At 51.4% G+C, this 967-nt stretch carries 2 protein-coding genes; both read right to left on the bottom strand.

Annotation, left to right across the window (positions count from 1 at the left end; genetic code table 11):
• The coding region (nusG, locus tag AC1DRJ_RS29665) for a transcription termination/antitermination protein NusG (protein ID WP_477805261.1) at window positions 1-480 on the bottom strand (480 nt) is incomplete at its 3' end.
• Window positions 481-489: 9 nt separating this feature from the next.
• A complete protein-coding gene (secE, locus tag AC1DRJ_RS29660; RefSeq protein ID WP_477805260.1) occupies window positions 490-858 on the bottom strand; it encodes a preprotein translocase subunit SecE in 369 nt (122 codons plus the stop codon).
• Window positions 859-967 lie beyond the last annotated feature (109 nt).

Below are 967 nucleotides of genomic sequence, written 5' to 3'. Positions count from 1 at the left end.
AATGAGCACAGCCACTTGGATCCGGCTCTTTTCGTAATTAACTTCTTCAACCGTGCCAGTGAAATCGGCAAACGGCCCGTCATTGACCCGTACCGACTCACCTGGCTCGAACAACGTCTTCGGCTTCGGCTTGTCGCTACCATCAGCAACGCGACGCAGAATTGCTTCTGCTTCTTTATCTGTGATTGGTGCTGGCTTATCGGCGGTACCGCCAATGAAACCCATCACCCGAGGAGTATCCTTGACCAAGTGCCAAGTACCCTCGTTCATATCCATCTGTACCAGCACATAACCTGGGAAGAACTTACGTTCGCTTTTGCGCTTCTGGCCATTACGCATTTCAACCACTTCTTCAGTGGGAACCAGAATTTCGCCAAAGCCATCTTCCATGCCAGCCAGCTTTACGCGCTCTACCAACGAGCGCATGACATGCTTCTCGTAACCGGAGTAAGCATGCACAACGTACCAACGCTTAGCCACGGGACACCCTTAGCCGACAATCAAGGAAACAAGCCAGCCGAGGAGGGAATCAAGCCCCCACAACAGCAACGCCATAACCAGAACAACAGCCACAACAATCAACGTGGTCTGCGTGGTTTCTTGGCGAGTTGGCCATACGACTTTACGAATCTCGGTGCGAGCTTCCTTAACCAGTACAAAGAAAGACTTGCCCTTGACTGTCTGCAGGCCTACAAAGGCAGCTACAGCAGCAATGACGARCAATGCAAGTACGCGGTACAGGATCGGCGAAGCAGAGTAATACTGATTGCCAACAACGCCAACAACCACTAAAGCGACTACTACTAGCCACTTGAGCAGATCGAAGCGAGAGCCTTGAGCTTCAGCTTTAGGAGTCATCTATGAAGATCCTGTGAAAAGAAAGCCAGACACACCAAGTGAATCTGGCAGGTCAGGAGGGAATCGAACCCCCAACCTACGGTTTTGGAGACCGTCGCTCTGCCAATTG

Source organism: Pseudomonas sp. P5_B2 (assembly GCF_056400445.1).
The sequence above is the reverse complement of the archived record's forward strand: the minus strand, read 5'-3'. Positions and strand labels throughout refer to the sequence as shown.